Source organism: Brevundimonas sp. Marseille-Q4549 (assembly GCF_976940555.1).
Window position 1 is genome coordinate 297,601 of sequence record NZ_CDRHXG010000001.1, and the last position, 18,174, is coordinate 315,774.

Here is an 18,174-nt window from a genome sequence, read left to right on the forward strand (position 1 = left end):
CTCAATGACGTTACAATGTCACATCGCCGCTGGCGCATTCCCTCAACCCGGCGCGCGCGATTAGGCGATCCTATGGTTTCAGCCTTCTCCCCTCGTCACCCTCGCGCTTGACCCGAGGGCCGGATGATCCGACGCAGGGCGCGGGGTTGGACGCACGGCACGCCCCGCGCTCGATCCTCGGGTCAAGCCCGGGGATGACGAGGAGGGTCTCTCCCTAGCGCCCCAGCAACGCCTCCACCTGTTCCCGCTCCGGCGCCGACGGCTGCGCGCCGGGCCGCGTCGCCGCGAACGCCCCCGCCGCGCAGGCGAAGGCCAGCGCCTCGGCGGGGTCCATGCCCTCCAGAAGGGCCACGGTGATGGCCGCCACGAAGGCGTCGCCGGCGCCGGTCGTGTCCACGGCTTCCACCGCCGGCGGGGTCGCCCAGGCCATTTCGACGCCGCGCTGGTACATGGCCGCGCCCCTGGCGCCCTTGGTGACGACCACCCGGCCGCCGCCCCGGTGCAGGCCGTCGCCGTAGAAGGCGGCCTCCGTCTCGTTGACCACGATCAGGTCGGCGCGGCGCAGCAGCAGTTCCGACACCGGCCGGGCAGGGGCCAGATTGGCGCAGACGAAGCCCGTCGCCCGGCCCACCGCCGCCTCCACCGTCTCGATCGGTAGCTCCAGCTGGACGATCAGCGCCCCCTCGATCCGCTGCGGCAGTTGTTCGGGCGTGACCATATGGTTGGCTCCGGCCGCGACCACGATCTGGTTCTCGCCGGTCGGATCGACGGCGATCAGGGCGACCCCCGTGGGGGCGGCCACATCCGCCTCCACCCCCGCCAGATCGACGCCCAGATCCTCCATCAGGGCCAGGGCCTCGCCCGCCATGGCGTCGTTTCCGACCCGGCCGATCAGGCTGACCTCGGCCCCCAGCTTTTCCGCCGCCAGCGCCTGATTGGCGCCCTTGCCGCCCGGATGCTGCGCAAGGGTCGCCCCCGTCACCGTCTCGCCCGGCGCCGGCAGCTGGGGCGCGGTGGCGACCAGGTCCAGATTGATCGAACCGACGACCGTGATCCTCATGCCGCGCCTTTCAACTTGTCGACGATCAGGTCGAACACCCCCTGGGCGTCCGCCGCCGTGGCCCAGCGATGCCGCGCCGTTTCCGCCTCGACCCGGAACTCCACCGCCGTATGACCGCGCGTCAGGTCGGACGCGGTCTCGACCTCGATCCGGCACGCCTTCGTCTCGAACAGGTCGGGCCGGATCAGCCAGGCGATGGGACAGGGATCGTGCAGCGGAGCCGAATCCCACCCGACGATCTCGCGCTCCACCCGCTGCGAGAACCGCAGCATCGCCGCCGTCGCCCGCGCCGCCGCGCTGTCTATGGCCTCGACGGCGGCGATCCGGTCCTCGGTCGCGCGCACCTGATGCGTCGCGTCCAGGCCGAAGGCGACCACGCGACAGCCCGAACCGAACACCACCGCCGCCGCGTCCGGGTCGGCCCATATGTTGAACTCGGCCGAGGCGGTGATGTTGCCGCCCTCGCTGCGCGCCCCGCCCATGACGACCACCGGCCCCAGCCGTTCGGCCAGCCGCCGCTCGCGCCGCATCGCCAGCGCCAGATTGGTCATCGGCCCCAGGACGGCGACGGCGACCGAGCCTTCGGGTCGGCTCATCACCAGATCGACGATGGCGTTGGCGGCCGGCCCGTCGCCGACGATCCCCGTCGGCTCGAACGGCTCCAGGTCGCCCAGACCCTCGGCGCCATGGAACGCGCCCGCCCCCGCCGGCGGGCGTTTCAGCGGCCGTTCCGCCCCGCCGAACACCGGCACGTCCTCGCGCCCGGCGATCTGGCGCACCATCCGCGCATTGCGCTGGGTCAGGACGCCGGGGACATTGCCCCCGACCGTGGTGACGGCCAGCACCTCCAGCTCGGGCGCCGCAAAGGCCAGGAACAACGCCACGGCGTCATCCACGCCGGGGTCGCAATCGATGATCAGGGATTGAATGCTCACCCCCCTGGTTTGGCGGTCCGAACGCCGAGGAGCAAGGCCCGTCGCGGACGAAACCGCCCCCGCCCGCGACGACAGAGACCGTCCGCCTGATCGAACGACGTTCATTCTCCATTCACAGCCGGTCAAGCTTCATGGTCCGGGCGTATCGCAACCATAAGAGGGGGAAAGATCATGAGCCTGAAACTGACGATGGGTTTAGCCGCAGGCGTCGCGCTGGCGCTCGCCGCGCCGGCCGCCAACGCCTATCAGATGATGTACTGCCTTGAGGGTCAGGCCTATGTCGTCACCTGCAGCGGCCCCAACAACGACGACTGCTGGACGAACGCGGCCGGCGGCTGTGCGGGCAGTTGGGCGATCGAGCTGGATCTGACGGCGGTCGTTCCCGACCCGCCGACCCGGGGATCGACGCGCGACCCCATCCGTCAGACCGCCAGCCTCCTGCGCGACTGGCGCCCGGACCCGAAGTCCTGGACCCGCCCCTCGGAGCGTTTCATGACCAGTTTGCGCCGACAGGGCGTTCAGGGCCGTCTCGCCGTGCCCGCCGAGCGCCTGACGCCGCTTCTGCCGTCGGCGACCCAGGCCGCACCGGGCCCAGGCTTCGGCGGCGCGTCCGGGGGCGTTCCGCCCGGCAGGGTTCGTCCCGACAACCAGATCCGCAGCGCCGAACCCGCGCCGCAGTCCGCGCCTTCTACGCCCAGGTAGCTTCAGCGGCAGCGTCGGCAGGCGTCCCAATGATCGGAGGCGGCGGGACTGCACACAACCCGGTCCATGACGGCGGCGGCGCCCGCGTGGCCGACCGGGGCTGGGCGCATATCGAGGCCGCCATCGACCGGCTGATCCCGGTCTGGCCAGACTGAACCCTTCGCTACCGCGCGACAGGGAGCCAAAGCCGCGCATCGACCGTTGCCGTCGCATGACCCCCGCCGCGCCCTTCGTGAATCTGGATCGAGAGCGGGCCTATGTGTCGGATCTGGGCCGCGCCTTCGCCGGCGCCCTGGTGTTCAACATCCCGCTTCTGATGACGATGGAGATGTGGGAGCAGGGCGTGGTCATGGGCCGCTGGCGGCTGCTGGTCTTCATCCTCGCCGGCCTGCCGCTGCTGTACGGCCTGGCCTACTATGCGGGGTTTTCAAAGCGGCGCGGCCTGGTCAACGACGCGCTGGACACGGCTGTCGCCCTGGCGGTCGGCTTCGTCACCGCCTCCCTGCTGCTGATCCTGTTCGGCGTAGTGGAATGGGACGCGCGCCCGCGCGAGGCCCTGGGCATGGTCGCGCTTCAGGCCGTGCCCGGCGCCATGGGCGCGCTTCTGGCCCGGCGTCAGCTCAGCGGGGATGGGGGCGGCGACACGGACGAGGATCAGGCCTCCTATTTCGGCGAACTGTTCCTGATGGCGGGGGGCGCCCTGTTCTTCGCCCTGAACATCGCCCCCACCGAGGAGATCGTCCTGATCGCCTACAAGGCCTCGCCCGCCCACATCCTGGCCCTGATCGCCGTGTCGATCCTGCTGCTGCACCTGATCGTGTTCAAGGCGGGCTTCGCGGGGCAGGAAGAGGCCGACCGGCCCGCCGCCGCCTTCCTGCATTTCACCCTGCCCGGCTACGCCATCGCCCTGGGGGTTAGCCTGTTCACCCTGGCCCTGTTCGGGCGGGTCGACGGCCATTCGCTCGCCGGCGTGGTCCAGACCGTGATCGTGCTGGGCTTTCCCGCCGCCATCGGGGCCGCCGCCGCCCGCCTTCTGGTCTGACCGCCCATGCCCGCCAGGAAGAAATCCGCCCCCGCCGCGACCCGCCCCATGCTGCAATGGCTGATGGCCGCCGTCGGCGCCGTCGTCACCCTGACCGCCGTCGGCATCGTGGTGTGGGAGGCGTTGCAGCCGCCCTCGCCCCCGGCGCTCAGCGCCCGCATCGTCGCGATCCAGTCCACCGCCGCCGGTCACGTGGCGACCGTCCGTGTACGGAACGATGGCGACGACACCGCCGCCGCCGTCGACATCGAGGGCGTGCTGGGCGACCAGACCGCCACCGCGACCCTGGACTACGTCCCCGCCCACGGCCACGCCCGCGCCTATCTCCGCTTCGACGGCGACCCCCGCGCGGCGACCGTCGCGGTCAAGGGCTGGTCGGCGCCCTGAGGCTGGGTTATGGTGGCCCTGTTCTCCGGGGGGTCGCAATCGAGCGGCTGAGATAGAGGTTTCTCCTCTGACCCGTCGAACCTGATCCGGGTCATGCCGGCGAAGGGATGAGTAACGCATTCGGTCCGAATTCATGGACCCTCGCGCCCGACGTCGGCGGACCTCAAACCGTTTTGAGGCCGCCATGAACATCCAAGTCGCCCCGCCCGCCCTGCCCGAAGAGCCGAATGTCGAGCTCGCCCTCAAGGACGCGCGCGAGCAGGTGATGAAGGAGACGGGCGCCATCCCGACCGGCGAACGGGCCGGGTCGAGGAAGGTCTATGTCGCGGGCGAACTCTACCCCGACATCCGCGTCCCCTTCCGCGAGGTCGCCGTCCACCCGAGCGCCAACGAGCCGCCGGTGACGATCTATGACTCGTCCGGCCCCTACACCGACCCGACCGTGACCATCGACATCAAGAAGGGCCTGCCCCGCGTGAAGTCGTCGTGGCAGCTGGATCGCGGCGACATCGCCCCCGTGGCGAACCCGCGCGAGGTCAAGCCGGAGGACAACGGCCACGCCAGCGGCAAACACCTGGCGCCGCGCTTCGACACCTCCAACCATCAGGTGTTCAAGGGCGTCCCCGGCCGCCCCGTCACCCAATACGAATACGCCCAGGCCGGCATCATCACGCCCGAGATGGAATATGTCGCCATCCGCGAGAACCTGCGCCGCGAACAGACCGCCCCCTGCATCCGCGACGGCGAGGATTTCGGCGCCGCCATCCCCGACTTCGTCACGCCGGAGTTCGTGCGCCAGGAGATCGCCCGCGGCCGCGCGATCATTCCGCACAACATCAACCACCCCGAGGTCGAGCCGATGATCATCGGCCGCAACTTCCTGGTGAAGATCAATGCGAACATCGGCAACTCGGCGGTCCTCTCCAGCGTGGACGACGAGGTCGACAAGCTGGTCTGGGCCACCCGCTGGGGCGCCGACAACGTCATGGACCTGTCGACGGGTCGCAACATCCACAACATCCGCGACTGGATCATCCGCAACTCCTCCGTCCCCATCGGCACCGTTCCCATCTATCAGGCGCTGGAGAAGGTGGGCGGCGTCGCCGAGGACCTGACGTGGGCGGTGTTCCGCGACACCCTGATCGAACAGGCCGAACAGGGCGTGGACTATTTCACCATCCACGCGGGCGTGCGCCTGCCCTTCGTGCCGATGACGGCGAAACGGGTGACGGGCATCGTCAGCAGAGGCGGCTCCATCATGGCCAAATGGTGCCTGGCCCACCACAAGGAGAGCTTCCTCTACGAGCATTTCGAGGACATCTGCGACATCATGCGCGCCTATGATGTCTCCTTCAGCCTGGGCGACGGCCTGCGCCCCGGCTCCATCGCCGACGCCAATGACGAGGCCCAGTTCGCCGAGCTGCGGACCCTGGGCGAACTGACCAAGATCGCCTGGGCCAAGGGCTGCCAGGTCATGATCGAGGGCCCCGGCCACGTCCCGATGCACAAGATCAAGCAGAATATGGACGAGCAGCTGAAGCACTGCCACGAGGCGCCCTTCTATACGCTTGGCCCCCTGACCACCGACATCGCGCCGGGCTATGACCACATCACCTCCGCGATCGGGGCGGCCATGATCGGCTGGTTCGGCACGGCCATGCTCTGCTACGTCACGCCCAAGGAGCACCTGGGCCTACCGGATCGTCAGGACGTCAAGGACGGCGTCATCACCTACAAGATCGCCGCCCACGCCGCCGACCTGGCCAAGGGCCACCCCGCCGCCCGCCTGCACGACGACGCCCTGTCACGCGCCCGGTTCGAGTTCCGCTGGGAGGATCAGTTCAACTTAGGGTTAGACCCCGAAACCGCCCGCAAATACCACGACGCCACCCTGCCCAAGGAGGCCCACAAGACCGCCCACTTCTGCTCCATGTGCGGCCCCAAATTCTGCTCGATGAAGATCAGCCAGGACATCCGCGACGCCGCCGCCGCCCAGAACGACGCCGGCGCCTCCCTGTCGGAAGCCGAAGCCGGCATGGCGGAGATGAGCGCGAAGTTCCGCGCCGGGGGCGGGGTGGTGGAGGTGAAGGTGTGAGAGAGCGATCTTGAGGTTGCAAACTCTTGACAACCTCCACGCGACAGTGCGCCTTATAGGCTGACGCTGTTCGGGGAACGAATGTCCGCCTACATCCAAGACTATACCGATTGGAAGCGAAAGCTCCCCGACATCGGCTGCATGTTCGCCAAGTTGATTGCAACCCGCCCTGATCGCTACGGCCAACAGATTTCCATTGTGCTGGCTTCTACGACGCCTCGACGGATTGCTAGATCAATCGCGGCCAAGATAGATGCCGCAATCGCCAACCCCGACGTAGCCGCCGCTGTTGTCCTATTGCCGAATGTGGCGGACCTAAAAATGCTGGCCGAGGCTGTGGTCGCTTTAGGCGAGCTTCCAGGCTGGGACGTGCGCACCAAAGCACTAGCACATCCAACAGAAGGCGACCTGGTGGCAATCTGCGCCTCGCGGATGCTGAATTTTGGAGCGGGAGAGATTCCCTCCGAGGCGCTCGTGCTTGGGCCCTTCGAAATTTTCCCGAAGACTCGCCGCGCCCCGGTGGTTGGCCTAGAAGTCTTTGTAGGTGAACCTCGCCAGCTAGATCCGAAAACTGAGCAGCCGCCATCCCGAGCGAATTTGGCCCATATGGACGTTTATCTACCCACACATGATGCATTCCTTCGAATGTGGGAAAATTCGGTGCAAGGACGCGCACGTTCGCTTGACGATCCGAACGATCAACGCGCGAAAGCGAAAGTGTCGCTGGTTCTACCAACCGGCCTTGCCGACATCACGGTGACTGAGCCATGACCAAGCGCGTCTTAGTCGTCGGCCATTCAGACGCTGACGGACATGTAATCGCCGAGCAAACTAGGCGTAATCTATCACTGGTTCCTGCCTTCGATGTATCTGTGGTGGTTGATCCGGCACGGACATATGGTCATCGCTCCTGGACACACCTAGAAGATATTAGCGAAGTCAATAATGCCGACTTTGTGGTCTTCGTAGACCTGATGTTCAGCCCCGCAACATTTATCGATGAAGCTCGAGGCTTGAGCCGCGTTGCCGCTGCGCATCCTGATAAAGTATTCTTCGTAGTCGATCATCATCCTTTGCCGTTGGGGCGTCTGTCTCACGCTGACAATCTGCGGCTTTTATATCGGCCCGACGTTTTCGAATGTGTTCTTGGACCGCAGTCGGGAATGATGGTCATCGCGGCCATCTTCGAGCGCCAACCGCATACAATCAAATCGATTAAGACCAATCTGCACAAAGTGATGGAACGTGGCCTGCGACGCGCCGCAGCGTTAGGGAGCCCCCTAGTTGGTGCGCCCCTGATGACACTTCTTCGCGGAAATCGATGGGACATCATTCATGATTTGGCCGAAGAGGATTCCTCATTGCACCGAATTGTGCGAGGGCGACGCGTCGCGAACCAGCCACTCTCTCCGGCGTTATCAAAGGCGCTTGAGGCTGTGAAGGAACTGCAGACTAACACAATGGCGGCAGCCACCGGATTGCCGTCTGATGAAGGAGATGACCCTATGCCTTATGATGTTGCCGCGGAGAGGTTTGCATTGGCTAGCGCTGGGTCATCGAGTTACCGAAATGCGCCGGTTCCAGGTAAAGACCTTGAAGCCCTTGTTACCCTGCTGGAAGTAGCAGCGCTTTCTCTTACTCGAGTTCCGCTTGCGACTTTCTCGCGCGAGGAACTGCTTGCCGAAGCGAGAGCACTAGGTGGCGGCACTATCGAAATTGATGATCGCGATGCGAAGATCGTTTTAGAGAAAGCTTCTTTTGTAGAGTGGACGGGCGGCGAGTTACGCCTTCGCTAAACCAGCTCTATTTTGTTTGGTCACGCGAACTGCCTTGAATTCCGAGACGACTTTCTCCGGTTTAGAGACGGCCTGTGATCCTTTGATGGACGAGTAGGAGATCGACGCAAATATCGACGACGGCCTCAATCTGCTAGATTGGGGCCCGCAATGAACACGCTCTTCGACCGAGAAACCGTCCTGAAGGCCGGACGCGACGCCGCCCGCATCGCGCGCGAAGGCACGCGCGAAGAGAAGTCCGGCAAGTTCCTGCCGCCGCCCGGCTGGAAGGGGCATCTGGTCACGGCCGCCGACGCCGCGCCGACGCCGAAGAAGAAGCGGGCCTAGTTTTCAGCATCCTCTGGCAAGCCGCGTCTTCGCGGCCCAGGTCGGGACACCCATCGGCGCGCGAGAGCGGGACCTGTCGCGTCCTCAGTGGCCCGGCATCGGGCGGCGGGTGGATTTCGCCTTCCGCGCCGCCCGGTCCCCGCCCCGCCTTCGCGGGGGCCGCCTGAAGATGACGAAAGACAAGGGGCGAAACCCTTCGTTCGTCCCCTAATTCCCCGCCGCCGCCTTCTGATTTTCCTCGGCTTTTCTCGTCTCGACGACAATCGAACTCACACCCCTTTTCCCCGCCCCATACTGGCGGCGGCCCCGCGCGGGGGCGGATGGGTTCAGGGAGGGACGGATGGACGGCAGGGAAAGGGGCTGGCGCCGGGACGGGGCGGACGCCGATCCACACGGGGGCGAGGCGGTCGTCCATTACGACGGGCGCGTGACCGACGCCGATTTCGCCGATCCGCCGCCGCGCGGCCCGGACTGGGACGACGCGGGTTGCGACATCCCGCCCGAAACCGGCCCCGACGGGCGGCCCCTGTACGCCGGGCGGCCGGGGCGCGATCCCTATCGACGGGGCAGCGGTCATCGTCAGACCTCTCCAGAACGATGGGCGGCGATTCGCGACGCCTATCTGGCGGGCGAGTCCGGATCCTCGGTCGCCGCGCGGTTCGGCATGGCGCGCTCGACCTTCTTCGCCCATGCGCGCGACGCGGGCTGGCTGCGTCAGGACCAGCCCGAGGCGGCGCCGCTCGCGCCCGGCTGGGCGGACGACCCCGTGGACCTGGAGGCGGAAACGGCGGCGGGCCTGCCCGACTATGGGGTGATGGCGGCCCACGCCCTGGTGCGGATGCAGCGCGCCATATTGAACGGCCGGGCGATGGAGGCGGGCCGCTGGCTGCGGCTGCATGCCCGGCTGACGGCGCTGGCGAAAGAGGCCGCGGCGGCGTCCGCGCCGGACGCCGGGACGACGCCTTCGCCCGCGCCCTCATCGTCCGCGCCGCGCGCCGAAAAGACGCCCGACCCCCAGGCCGTGGTCATGGCCCGGATGCGCGCGGTCCAGACCCTGGCCCAGGCCGCCGTCGGCCTGAACCCCCGCGATCCGGTCGGCCGCACCCTGCTGAACAAGAGCCTGGCCATCCTCGATGCGCTGGACCCGTCGCCCGGGCCCGCGCCGATTTCGGACTGTTCGGACTGTTCGGACGCTGTTTTTCAGTCCGATCCGCCGCCGTGATCCTAAACCCGCCGCTCAGCCCTCCGATGCGATCTGGCGCAGGGCCTGTTCGAAAGCTTCGGGGGGCTGGCCGCCCGAGATCAGATATTTGCCCTCGACCACCACGGCGGGGACCGAACTGATGCCCCGCGCGCGCCAGGTCTCCTCGGCCTGGCGCACGGCCTGGGCGTAGCGGCCCGAGGCCAGCACCTCGCCCGCCTCGGCCCGGTCCAGCCCGGCGGCCTGGGCCGCCTCGGTCAGGACGCGGGCGTCGGTCAGGTTGCGGTTGTCGGTGAAGTGGGCGGCGAACAGGGCCTGTTTCAGCGCCTTCTGCTTCTCGGGCGCCGTCTCATGCGCCCAATGCAGCAGGCGGTGGGCGTCGAAGGTGTTCCAGATGCGGCTGTCGTCGGTCATGCGCATGTCGAAGCCGACGTCGCCTGCGCGTTCGCGGATCATGGCGCGGTTGGCGGCGGACTGTTCGGGGCTCGCGCCGTATTTGCGGCCGATGTGTTCGACGATGTTCTCGCCCTCGGGCGCCATCTGGGGGTTCAGCTCGAACGGCTGGAAGGCGATGTCGGCGGCGATCCCCTCGGCCTTCAGCCTGTCCAGCGCCGTCTCCAGCCCGCCCAAGCCGACGACGCACCAGGGGCAGACGACGTCGGAGACGAAGTCGATCTTCAGGGTCTTTTTCGGGGCGGCGGGGACGGCGTCGGTCATGGCGGCGGCTTTCTGGAACAGCAGTTGTTGCAATCCATATGGGCGGCCCGGGGCCGGTCGCCAAGGGCGTGACCCTCAGCCCCGCTCCAGCTGGGCCGCCGGCAGCTCCAGCACCGCCTTCAGCCCGCCCAGGTCGCTGTCGCCCAGGGTCAGCCGCCCGCCATAGGCCCGCGTCAGGTCGTCGACGATGGACAGGCCCAGGCCCGACCCCGGCGCGCTCTCGTCCAGCCGCGCGCCGCGCTTCATGACCTCCTCGCGGCGGTCGGCGGGCAGGCCGGGGCCGTCGTCCTCGATCACGGCGATCATCTGCCCCAGGCCGTTGTCGCCGGCCGAGACGCGCACCCGGCGGCGGCTGAACTTGGCGGCGTTCTCGATCAGGTTGCCCAGGATCTCCTGCAGGTCCTGCCGCTCGCCCAGGAAGGCCAGTTCGTCGGGCGCGCGCCAGTCGATCTCGACGTCCTTGGTGCGGAATACCTGTTCGATCATGACCGCCAGCTCGTCCAACACCTCGGCGACGGGGGTGGTCTCGCCCAGCCCGTGGGCGGCGCGGGCGGCGGCGCGGGCTCGGCGCAGGTGGTGATCGACCTGGCCCTGCATGACCTTGGTCTGACGCCGCACCAGTTCGGGCAGGGCGCCGTCGGCTGTCCCCGCCTCGGCCAGCATGACCGAGATGGGCGTCTTCAGCGCATGGGCCAGGTTGCCGACGTGGGTGCGCTGGCGCTCCACCACCTCCTGATTATGGTCCAGCAGGCGGTTGACCTGCTCGGCCAGGGGCTGGATCTCCAGCGGATAGGCCCGCTCGATCCGCGCCGCCCGGCCCTTGCGCACCGCCGCGATCTCGTTCCTCAGATCGAACAGGGGCCGCAGGCCGAACCGCACCTGGATGAAGACGGCCGAGACCAGCCCCGCCCCCATGACCAGCAGGGCCACCCAGGTCAGGGTGGCGAACTGGCGGGTGTCGGCGTCGACCTCGGACCGGTCGATGGCGGCCAGGAAGACCACCGGCCGCTCGTGCCGGGGGATCGACTTCATGGTGGCGGCGACGCGCAGGGGCTCGGGCCGTTTGGGGTCGTCCTTGGGCCCCACGGTGTTGAAGGTGATGACGTCGCCGAACGCCTGGTCCAGCCGCCCCGTCAGCCCGTCCGGCAGGCTGATGTCGTAGTTCCACAGCGAGGCGGACCGCGCCAGCGACCGCAGCCGCCCGTTCGGCTCCACCTCCAGGATCTGCCAGTATTTGCCCGACAGCAGGCGCAGGGTGCGGGCGTCCTGGATCTGGCCGATCCGCTCGCCCGGCGGGGTGCGGCTGGCGGCGACGACGATCTCGTCCACCGTCTCGTTCAGCATGGCGCCCAGGCGGCGCAGGGCCGATTCCTGGAACGCCTGGGTCAGGACCAGAGCCGCCGCCACCAGGGCCACCAGAATCCAGGCCGAGGCCAGCCAGATCAGGCGGCGCGTCAATGACCGGCCCGGTCGCCCGAACCAGCGCCCCCAGTCGCGCCCCCAGGTCCGCCGCGCCGACGGCTCCGCCGTCACGCCGCCTCGGTCTCGCCCGGCAGGGGCGTCAGCCGATAGCCCAGGCCGCGCACCGTCTCGATCCGATCCGGCCCGACCTTCTTGCGCACCCGGCCGATGAAGACCTCGATGGTGTTGGAATCGCGGTCGAAGTCCTGATCGTACAGATGTTCGACCAGTTCGGTGCGGCTGATGACCCGGCCCTGATGCATCATCATATAGTGCAGCAGCCGGTACTCCAGCGAGGTCAGGCGCAGGGGCTCGCCGTTGACGTTGGCGCGCGCCGCGCGCGGGTCCAGCCGCAGGCCGCCGCACGACAGGGTCGCCGAGGCGATGCCGGCCGAGCGGCGCAGCAGGGCCCTCAACCGCGCTAGCAGCTCCTCGGTGTGGAAGGGTTTAGTCAGATAGTCGTCGGCGCCGGCGTCGAACCCCGAAACCTTGTCCGACCAGGCGCCCCGCGCCGTCAGGATCAGGACCGGCGTCGTCTTGCCCTCTCGCCGCCAGCGTTCCAGCACCGACACCCCGTCGATCTTGGGCAGGCCCAGGTCCAGCACGATCACGTCATAGGGTTCGGTGTCGCCCAGGAACCAGGCCTCTTCCCCGTCCGCCGCATGATCGACCGCATAGCCGGCGTCGGCCAGGGCCGCCTTCAGCTGCCGCGACAGGTCGACGTCGTCTTCAACCAGCAGGACGCGCATCAGTTGGGCCTGCGCCGTTGATCGTCGCCGCCGGAATCGCCCTGGCGCGGTCGGCCGGTCTGGCCGTCGACGACGACGTCGCGCACGCGCCCGTCGCGCTCGACCAAAACGCTGTAATTGCCGTCGCGGCGCGGCTGGGTGTCGATGGGCCGACCATAGGGGGCGGCGCTGCGCCGCGCCTCGTCCGGGCTGACGCGCGGCGGCGGGCGACGGTCGTCGCTTGGGGGGGGCTGACGGGGATCGCGCGCCTGGGCCACCGCCTCCGTCGCCAGGACAGGGGCGAGCGCCAGGGTCGCGACGGCGACGATGAGACTGGCGGTTTTCCTAAACATGATCGCCTGTCTAGTCCTGCGCTTCTGAACGGGTGCTGAATGATCCGTATAGGCGATCGGCGGGGCGAAGTCAGCGTCGGCGACCGACGATCGCCGCAAAGCTTTCGGATTTCTCATCCCGATGAACGACGCCTGACCCTCGCCGTTCAGGCCGGGCTCAGGCGTCGGGTGGTCATCTGGCCTCATCGCCGGTCGCCCCGATCGACATCGAAATCGAGGAGTTCCATCATGCGAAACGTCATCGTTCCTGTCCTTGCCCCCGTCCTGGCCCTGGCCGCAGCCTCGGTCGCCCTGCCCGCCGCCGCCCAGGCCTATCATGGCCCCGCGCGTCACGGTCCGGCCCATCACGCCCCCGCCTATGGGAACTGGCAGTCCATCAACGCCCGCCAGGCCAGCCTGGATCGACGCATCGACCAAGGCGTCCGCAACGGCCAGCTGAGCCGCCGCGAAGCCGTCCGTCTGCGCGGCGAATTCAACAGCCTGCTGCGTCTCGAGGCCAACTACCGCCGCGGCGGCCTGACGGCCTGGGAGCGCGCCGATCTGGACCGCCGATTCGACCGCCTGTCCGACCAGATCCGTCACGAACGCCGCGACCGTGACCGCTATCGCGGCTGATTCCCAGAACCCGCCCAACACCGCGCGCGGCTCCGAAAGGGGCCGCGCGTTTGGTTTGCGTTCAAGGTTCGAGCTCGATGTCCCAGTACAGATAGTCCAGCCAGCTCTGGTGGAGGTAGTGGGGCGGAAAGCGTCGCCCGGCCTCCTGCAACTGCCAGGCGTTGGGACGGTAGGGGTGGCGGTGGATGGGCATCATCGCCTGCTGGGGCGTTCGGCCGCCCTTTCTAAGGTTGCAGGGGCCGCAGGCCGCGACGATGTTTTCCCAGGTGGTGCGGCCGCCATGCGAGCGCGGGACGACGTGATCGAAGGTCAGTTCGGTCGATTCCCCGCAATACTGGCAGACGAAGCCGTCGCGCAGAAAGACGTTGAAGCGGGTGAAGGCGGGCGAACGATCCTGATCGACATAGCTTTTCAGCGCGATCACGCTGGGCAGCTGCATCTCCATGGAGGGGGAGCGCACGACCTTGTCGTAGAGCGACACCACGTCCACGCGGTCCTGATAGACCGCCTTGACCGCCTCCTCCCACGGCCACAGCGACAGGGGATAGTAGGACAGCGGCCGGAAGTCGGCGTTCAGGACAAGGGCGGGATAGCCGGACGGCGGCCGGTGGAGGACCTGCATCAGGCCCTCCTTCCTGCGACGGAGGATGCCAAGGCGACAGGATTGAAGACGCGTCTCCTTCCCTAGTCCGATGGCTCAGCCTACGCCCGATTCGAAGACGCCGCCATGACGAACAGGCGACGGATCGCGCTCAATTGCGCTCGGGAAAGCCCGGCAGGCTCCAGCCCCAGCGCAGGGCGCCGGCCCGCACCAGGAACCCCGTCAGGGCCGCGACCGCCGCCGCGGGCCATACGGGCGTCTCGACCACTCTCAGCCCCATGTAGAAGGTCGCCGCCACGATGGCGGCCGAGACGTTGATCTCTCGCCGCAGCAGGATCGAGGGCTGGCCCGCCAGGGTGTCGCGCACCACCCCGCCGAAACAGGCGGTCAGCGTGCCCATGACGATGCAAATCAGGGGCGTCGCGCCCGCCGCCTCGGCCTTGGCGGCGCCCATGACGCCATAGGCGGCCAGACCCACCGCATCCAGCCACAGCAGGGCGCGGAACCGCCAGTCGCGCTGACCCACCAGCCAGATGGCCACCGCCGCCAGCAGACAGATGGCCACATAGCGCCAGTCCTGCACCCAGAAGACGGGCAGGCCCAGCAACAGGTCGCGCAACGTGCCCCCGCCGACCCCGGTGATGGCGCCGAAGAAGGCGAAGGTGACGACGTCGTGCTTCTGGCGCGCGGCGGCCAGGGCGCCGGTGGCGGCGAACACGCCCACGCCCGCGAAATCCAGCGCGGCCAGAACGGTTTCGGGATTGCGAAGCGGCTCGGTCAAGGTCGGATCGATAGGGGTCAAGGGCAGGCGGCCTCCAGCGCGACCTCTCCGCGCCGAACCGCCCCATACCATCCCCAGAGCAGATGCGCCGCAACCCCGCGATGGGGCCGCCAGATTTCAGCGCGGGCATAGGCCTGTTTCTCGTTGGGCCGCGCCTCGGCCCGGTCGGCCCAGCGCATCGCCTCCTGCAGAGCCACATCGCCGCCGGGAAAGACGTTCAGCCGCCCCTCGCAGAACATCAGATAGGTCTCGGCCGTCCATTTGCCGACGCCCTTGATGGCGGTCAGGGCGGCGACGGCCGCCTCGTCCGACAGGGTCTGCATATGCTCCAGGTCGATGCGCCCCTCGACCTGGGCCAGGGCGATCTCGCGGCCGTAGCGCGCCTTCTGTCCCGACAGGCCGAAGGTGCGCAGGGTCTCGACGTCGTGGGCAAGCACCGCCTCGGGGGTGACGGCGCCGCCCAGGCCGGCCACCGTCCGCGCCCAGATTGAGGCGGCGGCGGCCACTGACACCTGCTGCTCCACGATCATGCGGAACAGCCCCTCGTAGCCGCCGGGCCGCAACCGCCATTCGAAGGCCGGCGTATGGGCGTGGGCGCGCGCCAGGGCGGGATCGGCCTGGGCCAGGGCTTCGCGCGCGGCGGCGATGTCCTCGAGGGTCGGGGCGACGGGCATGAGGCGACCTTACGTCGAACCGCACGCCGGCCGAAAGTGCGGGGCGCCGTCCACGGCCGGAAACCGCTAGGATAGAGACGATGTTCGCCACCCGCTTCGCCCCCTCCCCCACCGGCCGCCTGCACAAGGGCCACGCCTTTTCGGCCCTGACGGCCTGGTCGGCGGCGAAGGCTGCGGGCGGCCGGTTCGTGCTGCGGATCGAGGACATCGACCCGACGCGCTGCCGCCCCGAATACGAGACTGCCATACTGGAGGACCTGGCCTGGCTGGGGCTGGACTGGGAAACGCCGGTGCGGCGCCAGTCCGATCATCTGGACGACTACGCCGCCGTGATCGAGAATCTGAGGGGGCGGGGCCTGCTCTACCGCTGTTTCCGCACCCGCAAGGCCATTCTGGACAGTCTGGGCGACGCCCCGCACGGGGCCGTGGAGGCGGCGCGGCCCGGCCCGCACGATCCGGCGGAAGAGGCCGAACTGTTGCAGCAGGGCCTCCCCTTCGCCTGGCGATTGTCTCTGGAGCGGGCGCACGAGACGCTGGGCGAGGCGACGTGGAATGGGCTGAGCTTCAACGAAGAAGGCCAGGGGCCGAACGGGGAAACCGGACGGATCGCGGTCCGGCCCGACGCCGCGGGGGACGTGGTGCTGGCGCGCAAGGATGCGGGCGTCGCCTATCATCTGGCGGTGACGCACGACGACGCTTTGCAAGGGATCGACCATGTCGTCCGAGGCCAGGACCTGTTCGAGGCGACCCATGTGCAGCGCCTGATTCAGACCCTCATGGGCTGGCCCGCGCCCGCCTACCGCCATCACCGGCTGCTGACCGGACCCGACGGGCGGCGCTACGCCAAGCGCGACCGCTCCGTGACCCTGGCCGAACTGCGCGCCGGAGGAACGACCGCCGAGGCCTTGCGCGACGAACTGGGCTTCAGCTCCGCCGGCTGAAGATGCGCGAGGCGCCATAGCCGGTCAGGGCCGCCAGGACCACGCACAGCACGCCGTACAGCCAGGGACGGCGATGGGCGAACTCATAGATGTCGCGCTCCAGCCCGACCTTTTCGACCGTCAGGGTCAGATTGGAGACCGAGCGCGGTTCCCCGTCCTGAAACAGCCAGACCTCGGCGTAGTATTTGCCCGTCGGCGCCACGGTCGGCAGCTTGACCTCGGCCCGGAACAGCCCCTTGTCGACGAAGTCCACGCCGTCGGGATCGGTGTCGTAGAGGGCGGCCGCCTCCTTCAGCCGGATCACGGCGCGGCGCCAGTCCAGATAGTCGTCGCCCAGCCGACTGACCACGACGTCCCGCACGCCGTAGCGGGTGACGGTGCGGCTTTCCTCCGGCGCGTCGATGCGCAGGTGATCGACGCCGACGCCCAGGCGGCGCAGCTGGCCGAAATCGGCGATGTCGGACAGGGGCCGCGTCGATGCGGTCATGTAGAAGCCGGGCGCCCCCTCGAACAGAACCGGCCGGCTGTTCAGCCAGACGCCCATGTTGCGTGTCTTCTTGACCAGGCGGACCGGGGCGTCGGGGCCGCGCACCACCACGACCACGTCGGCCGGCTCGGTCGTCGGATTGAAGACGGCGCCGTAAAGGACGATGGACGCGCCCCGGAAGCTGGAATCGACCCGGACCTGGGCGTCGGTCAGGGCGGCGGCGACCCGCAGGTCGCCGGTCGTCGCCTCGGACCGATCCGGAGCGGGGGCGACGACGGCGGGCGGGGGCGGTGGCAGGGCCTGCATCAGTCGCCCACCCCCGGCGCCAGCATGAAGATGTCGCTGGGCCGCACGAACAGCTCCAGCCCCATCTGGATGCCGACCAGCAGAACGATCAGCCCCAGGGCGGCGCGCAGTTCCTCGGCCCGGAAGCGGCCGGCGAACCGTGCGCCGGTCTGGGCCCCGACCACCCCGCCCAGCAGCAGGATGGTCGACAGGACCACGTCGACCGTCTGGTTTCGTCCGGCCTGAAGGACGGTGGTGATGGCGGTGGTGATGATGATCTGGAACAGGCTGGTTCCCACCACCGCCCCCGCCCGCATCCGCAGGACGTACAGCATGGCCGGCACCAGGATGAAGCCGCCGCCCACCCCCATGATGGCCGACAGGATCCCGGCGAAGACGCCCAGGCCGAACGGCGGCAGGGCGCTGATATAGAGGCCCGACTTGGGGAACTTCATCTTCAGCGGCAGGCCGTAGAGCCACAGCGGGCGGCGTCGCTCCTTGCGCGGGGCCGGCGCGCCTCGGCGGCGACGCAGGATCTCGCTGAGGCTTTCGTTCAGCATCAGGGCGCCGATGGCCCCGAGAAAGACCAGATACGACAAGGCGATGACCAGGTCCGCCTGACCCAGCAGCCGCAGGTAGCGGAACAGTTCGACCCCCATCAGGGCTCCGGCCGCGCCGCCGACGGCCATGACCACGCCCATCTTGAAATCCACCGCCCCCTGACCGGCGTAGCGGATCACGCCCGAGGTGGAGGAGGCGACGACGTGGCTGGCCTGGCTGGCCACGGCCACGGTCGGGGGGATGCCCAGGAAGACCAGGATCGGCGCCATCAGGAAGCCGCCGCCGATGCCGAACAGGCCGGACACGAATCCGACCACCCCGCCCAGGATCACCAGGGTCGGCCAGTTCACCGAAACCTCGGCGATCGGCAGATAGATATCCAAAGCGCGCGCCTTGGCTGGAACGGAACGACAGGCGCCGAACGG

General features: G+C 68.4%; 22 protein-coding genes and 1 riboswitch. Of the genes, 11 read left to right on the forward strand and 11 right to left on the reverse strand.

Annotated features, from left to right (window positions below):
• Positions 1-214 precede the first annotated feature (214 nt).
• Positions 215-1,060 carry a ribokinase gene (locus tag ACWPV3_RS01590; protein ID WP_453976577.1) on the reverse strand — a complete coding sequence of 282 codons (846 nt, stop codon included), beginning with the start codon at positions 1,058-1,060 and terminating at the stop codon, positions 215-217.
• The gene (locus ACWPV3_RS01595; RefSeq protein ID WP_453976578.1) at positions 1,057-1,995 is read right to left on the reverse strand and encodes a nucleoside hydrolase; all 939 of its coding nucleotides are present in this window, start codon (positions 1,993-1,995) and stop codon (positions 1,057-1,059) included. Before ACWPV3_RS01595 ends, ACWPV3_RS01590 begins: the two co-directional genes overlap by 4 nt.
• 171 nt (positions 1,996-2,166) lie before the next feature.
• Here ACWPV3_RS01595 and ACWPV3_RS01600 point away from each other — a divergent pair, with 171 nt between their 5' ends.
• From ACWPV3_RS01600 to ACWPV3_RS01640, 9 genes are all read left to right on the forward strand, one after another.
• Complete coding sequence (locus ACWPV3_RS01600; RefSeq protein WP_292086986.1) at positions 2,167-2,697, forward strand: hypothetical protein; 531 nt, start codon at positions 2,167-2,169, stop codon at positions 2,695-2,697.
• A gap of 29 nt (positions 2,698-2,726) precedes the next feature.
• The gene (locus ACWPV3_RS01605; protein WP_453976579.1) at positions 2,727-2,852 is read left to right on the forward strand and encodes a hypothetical protein; all 126 of its coding nucleotides are present in this window, start codon (positions 2,727-2,729) and stop codon (positions 2,850-2,852) included.
• A 56-nt stretch (positions 2,853-2,908) separates the two neighbouring features.
• Entirely contained in the window at positions 2,909-3,739 is an 831-nt protein-coding gene (locus tag ACWPV3_RS01610) for a TIGR02587 family membrane protein (RefSeq protein ID WP_453976580.1), read from the forward strand.
• Positions 3,740-3,745: 6 nt separating this feature from the next.
• On the forward strand, positions 3,746-4,126 hold the full coding sequence (locus ACWPV3_RS01615; RefSeq protein ID WP_453976581.1) for a hypothetical protein: 381 nt from the start codon (positions 3,746-3,748) through the stop codon (positions 4,124-4,126).
• 16 nt (positions 4,127-4,142) lie between these two features.
• Positions 4,143-4,252: riboswitch (TPP riboswitch) on the forward strand.
• A gap of 58 nt (positions 4,253-4,310) precedes the next feature.
• Complete coding sequence (gene thiC, locus ACWPV3_RS01620) at positions 4,311-6,221, forward strand: phosphomethylpyrimidine synthase ThiC (protein ID WP_453976582.1); 1,911 nt, start codon at positions 4,311-4,313, stop codon at positions 6,219-6,221.
• An 81-nt stretch (positions 6,222-6,302) separates the two neighbouring features.
• Entirely contained in the window at positions 6,303-6,992 is a 690-nt protein-coding gene (locus ACWPV3_RS01625) for a hypothetical protein (RefSeq protein WP_453976583.1), read from the forward strand.
• On the forward strand, positions 6,989-8,017 hold the full coding sequence (locus ACWPV3_RS01630) for a hypothetical protein (RefSeq protein WP_453976584.1): 1,029 nt from the start codon (positions 6,989-6,991) through the stop codon (positions 8,015-8,017). The genes ACWPV3_RS01625 and ACWPV3_RS01630 overlap by 4 nt, the downstream gene beginning before the upstream one ends.
• Positions 8,018-8,167: 150 nt before the next feature.
• Positions 8,168-8,344 (forward strand): hypothetical protein, encoded by a 177-nt coding sequence (locus ACWPV3_RS01635; protein ID WP_312733596.1) that lies wholly within the window; start codon positions 8,168-8,170, stop codon positions 8,342-8,344.
• Positions 8,345-8,684: 340 nt separating this feature from the next.
• On the forward strand, positions 8,685-9,566 hold the full coding sequence (locus ACWPV3_RS01640) for a hypothetical protein (RefSeq protein WP_453976585.1): 882 nt from the start codon (positions 8,685-8,687) through the stop codon (positions 9,564-9,566).
• Positions 9,567-9,581: 15 nt separating this feature from the next.
• On the opposite strand, the gene ACWPV3_RS01645 is transcribed toward ACWPV3_RS01640, so the two are convergent.
• The 4 genes from ACWPV3_RS01645 to ACWPV3_RS01660 all read right to left on the reverse strand — a co-directional run bounded on the left by ACWPV3_RS01645 (position 9,582) and on the right by ACWPV3_RS01660 (position 12,804).
• Positions 9,582-10,262 carry a DsbA family oxidoreductase gene (locus tag ACWPV3_RS01645; protein WP_453976586.1) on the reverse strand — a complete coding sequence of 227 codons (681 nt, stop codon included), beginning with the start codon at positions 10,260-10,262 and terminating at the stop codon, positions 9,582-9,584.
• 75 nt (positions 10,263-10,337) lie between these two features.
• Positions 10,338-11,795, reverse strand: a complete 1,458-nt coding sequence (locus ACWPV3_RS01650) for a sensor histidine kinase (RefSeq protein ID WP_453976587.1) — start codon at positions 11,793-11,795, stop codon at positions 10,338-10,340.
• Complete coding sequence (locus tag ACWPV3_RS01655) at positions 11,792-12,472, reverse strand: response regulator transcription factor (RefSeq protein WP_292086973.1); 681 nt, start codon at positions 12,470-12,472, stop codon at positions 11,792-11,794. The genes ACWPV3_RS01650 and ACWPV3_RS01655 overlap by 4 nt, the downstream gene beginning before the upstream one ends.
• A complete protein-coding gene (locus tag ACWPV3_RS01660) occupies positions 12,472-12,804 on the reverse strand; it encodes a hypothetical protein (protein WP_292086972.1) in 333 nt (110 codons plus the stop codon). Before ACWPV3_RS01660 ends, ACWPV3_RS01655 begins: the two co-directional genes overlap by 1 nt.
• Positions 12,805-13,032: 228 nt before the next feature.
• Between ACWPV3_RS01660 and ACWPV3_RS01665 the strand changes: the two genes are divergently transcribed.
• A complete protein-coding gene (locus tag ACWPV3_RS01665; RefSeq protein ID WP_292180245.1) occupies positions 13,033-13,419 on the forward strand; it encodes a hypothetical protein in 387 nt (128 codons plus the stop codon).
• A 61-nt stretch (positions 13,420-13,480) separates the two neighbouring features.
• Here the strand turns inward: ACWPV3_RS01665 and ACWPV3_RS01670 are convergent, their stop codons facing one another.
• The 3 genes from ACWPV3_RS01670 to ACWPV3_RS01680 all read right to left on the reverse strand — a co-directional run bounded on the left by ACWPV3_RS01670 (position 13,481) and on the right by ACWPV3_RS01680 (position 15,475).
• A complete protein-coding gene (locus ACWPV3_RS01670; RefSeq protein ID WP_292088707.1) occupies positions 13,481-14,041 on the reverse strand; it encodes an HNH endonuclease in 561 nt (186 codons plus the stop codon).
• A gap of 130 nt (positions 14,042-14,171) precedes the next feature.
• On the reverse strand, positions 14,172-14,822 hold the full coding sequence (locus ACWPV3_RS01675) for a trimeric intracellular cation channel family protein (RefSeq protein ID WP_453976588.1): 651 nt from the start codon (positions 14,820-14,822) through the stop codon (positions 14,172-14,174).
• On the reverse strand, positions 14,819-15,475 hold the full coding sequence (locus tag ACWPV3_RS01680; protein ID WP_453976589.1) for a DNA-3-methyladenine glycosylase family protein: 657 nt from the start codon (positions 15,473-15,475) through the stop codon (positions 14,819-14,821). The genes ACWPV3_RS01675 and ACWPV3_RS01680 overlap by 4 nt, the downstream gene beginning before the upstream one ends.
• 80 nt (positions 15,476-15,555) lie before the next feature.
• Here ACWPV3_RS01680 and gluQRS point away from each other — a divergent pair, with 80 nt between their 5' ends.
• Positions 15,556-16,416, forward strand: a complete 861-nt coding sequence (gene gluQRS, locus ACWPV3_RS01685; RefSeq protein ID WP_453976590.1) for a tRNA glutamyl-Q(34) synthetase GluQRS — start codon at positions 15,556-15,558, stop codon at positions 16,414-16,416.
• On the opposite strand, the gene ACWPV3_RS01690 is transcribed toward gluQRS, so the two are convergent.
• Complete coding sequence (locus ACWPV3_RS01690; RefSeq protein ID WP_453976591.1) at positions 16,400-17,209, reverse strand: TIGR02186 family protein; 810 nt, start codon at positions 17,207-17,209, stop codon at positions 16,400-16,402. The two genes, gluQRS and ACWPV3_RS01690, sit on opposite strands and share 17 nt — an antisense overlap.
• A complete protein-coding gene (locus ACWPV3_RS01695) occupies positions 17,209-18,132 on the reverse strand; it encodes a sulfite exporter TauE/SafE family protein (protein WP_453976592.1) in 924 nt (307 codons plus the stop codon). Before ACWPV3_RS01695 ends, ACWPV3_RS01690 begins: the two co-directional genes overlap by 1 nt.
• Positions 18,133-18,174 lie beyond the last annotated feature (42 nt).

Coding starts and splice junctions, on each gene's coding strand:
- gluQRS (WP_453976590.1), top strand. CDS start 15,556: ATGTTCGCCACCCGCTTCGCCCCCTCCCCCACCGGCCGCCTGCACAAG.
- ACWPV3_RS01630 (WP_453976584.1), top strand. CDS start 6,989: ATGACCAAGCGCGTCTTAGTCGTCGGCCATTCAGACGCTGACGGACAT.
- ACWPV3_RS01610 (WP_453976580.1), top strand. CDS start 2,909: ATGACCCCCGCCGCGCCCTTCGTGAATCTGGATCGAGAGCGGGCCTAT.
- ACWPV3_RS01645 (WP_453976586.1), bottom strand. CDS start 10,262: ATGACCGACGCCGTCCCCGCCGCCCCGAAAAAGACCCTGAAGATCGAC.
- ACWPV3_RS01615 (WP_453976581.1), top strand. CDS start 3,746: ATGCCCGCCAGGAAGAAATCCGCCCCCGCCGCGACCCGCCCCATGCTG.
- ACWPV3_RS01640 (WP_453976585.1), top strand. CDS start 8,685: ATGGACGGCAGGGAAAGGGGCTGGCGCCGGGACGGGGCGGACGCCGAT.
- ACWPV3_RS01635 (WP_312733596.1), top strand. CDS start 8,168: ATGAACACGCTCTTCGACCGAGAAACCGTCCTGAAGGCCGGACGCGAC.
- ACWPV3_RS01690 (WP_453976591.1), bottom strand. CDS start 17,209: ATGCAGGCCCTGCCACCGCCCCCGCCCGCCGTCGTCGCCCCCGCTCCG.
- ACWPV3_RS01680 (WP_453976589.1), bottom strand. CDS start 15,475: ATGCCCGTCGCCCCGACCCTCGAGGACATCGCCGCCGCGCGCGAAGCC.
- ACWPV3_RS01670 (WP_292088707.1), bottom strand. CDS start 14,041: ATGCAGGTCCTCCACCGGCCGCCGTCCGGCTATCCCGCCCTTGTCCTG.
- ACWPV3_RS01605 (WP_453976579.1), top strand. CDS start 2,727: ATGATCGGAGGCGGCGGGACTGCACACAACCCGGTCCATGACGGCGGC.
- ACWPV3_RS01590 (WP_453976577.1), bottom strand. CDS start 1,060: ATGAGGATCACGGTCGTCGGTTCGATCAATCTGGACCTGGTCGCCACC.
- ACWPV3_RS01665 (WP_292180245.1), top strand. CDS start 13,033: ATGCGAAACGTCATCGTTCCTGTCCTTGCCCCCGTCCTGGCCCTGGCC.
- ACWPV3_RS01600 (WP_292086986.1), top strand. CDS start 2,167: ATGAGCCTGAAACTGACGATGGGTTTAGCCGCAGGCGTCGCGCTGGCG.
- ACWPV3_RS01660 (WP_292086972.1), bottom strand. CDS start 12,804: ATGTTTAGGAAAACCGCCAGTCTCATCGTCGCCGTCGCGACCCTGGCG.
- ACWPV3_RS01655 (WP_292086973.1), bottom strand. CDS start 12,472: ATGCGCGTCCTGCTGGTTGAAGACGACGTCGACCTGTCGCGGCAGCTG.
- ACWPV3_RS01625 (WP_453976583.1), top strand. CDS start 6,303: ATGTCCGCCTACATCCAAGACTATACCGATTGGAAGCGAAAGCTCCCC.
- thiC (WP_453976582.1), top strand. CDS start 4,311: ATGAACATCCAAGTCGCCCCGCCCGCCCTGCCCGAAGAGCCGAATGTC.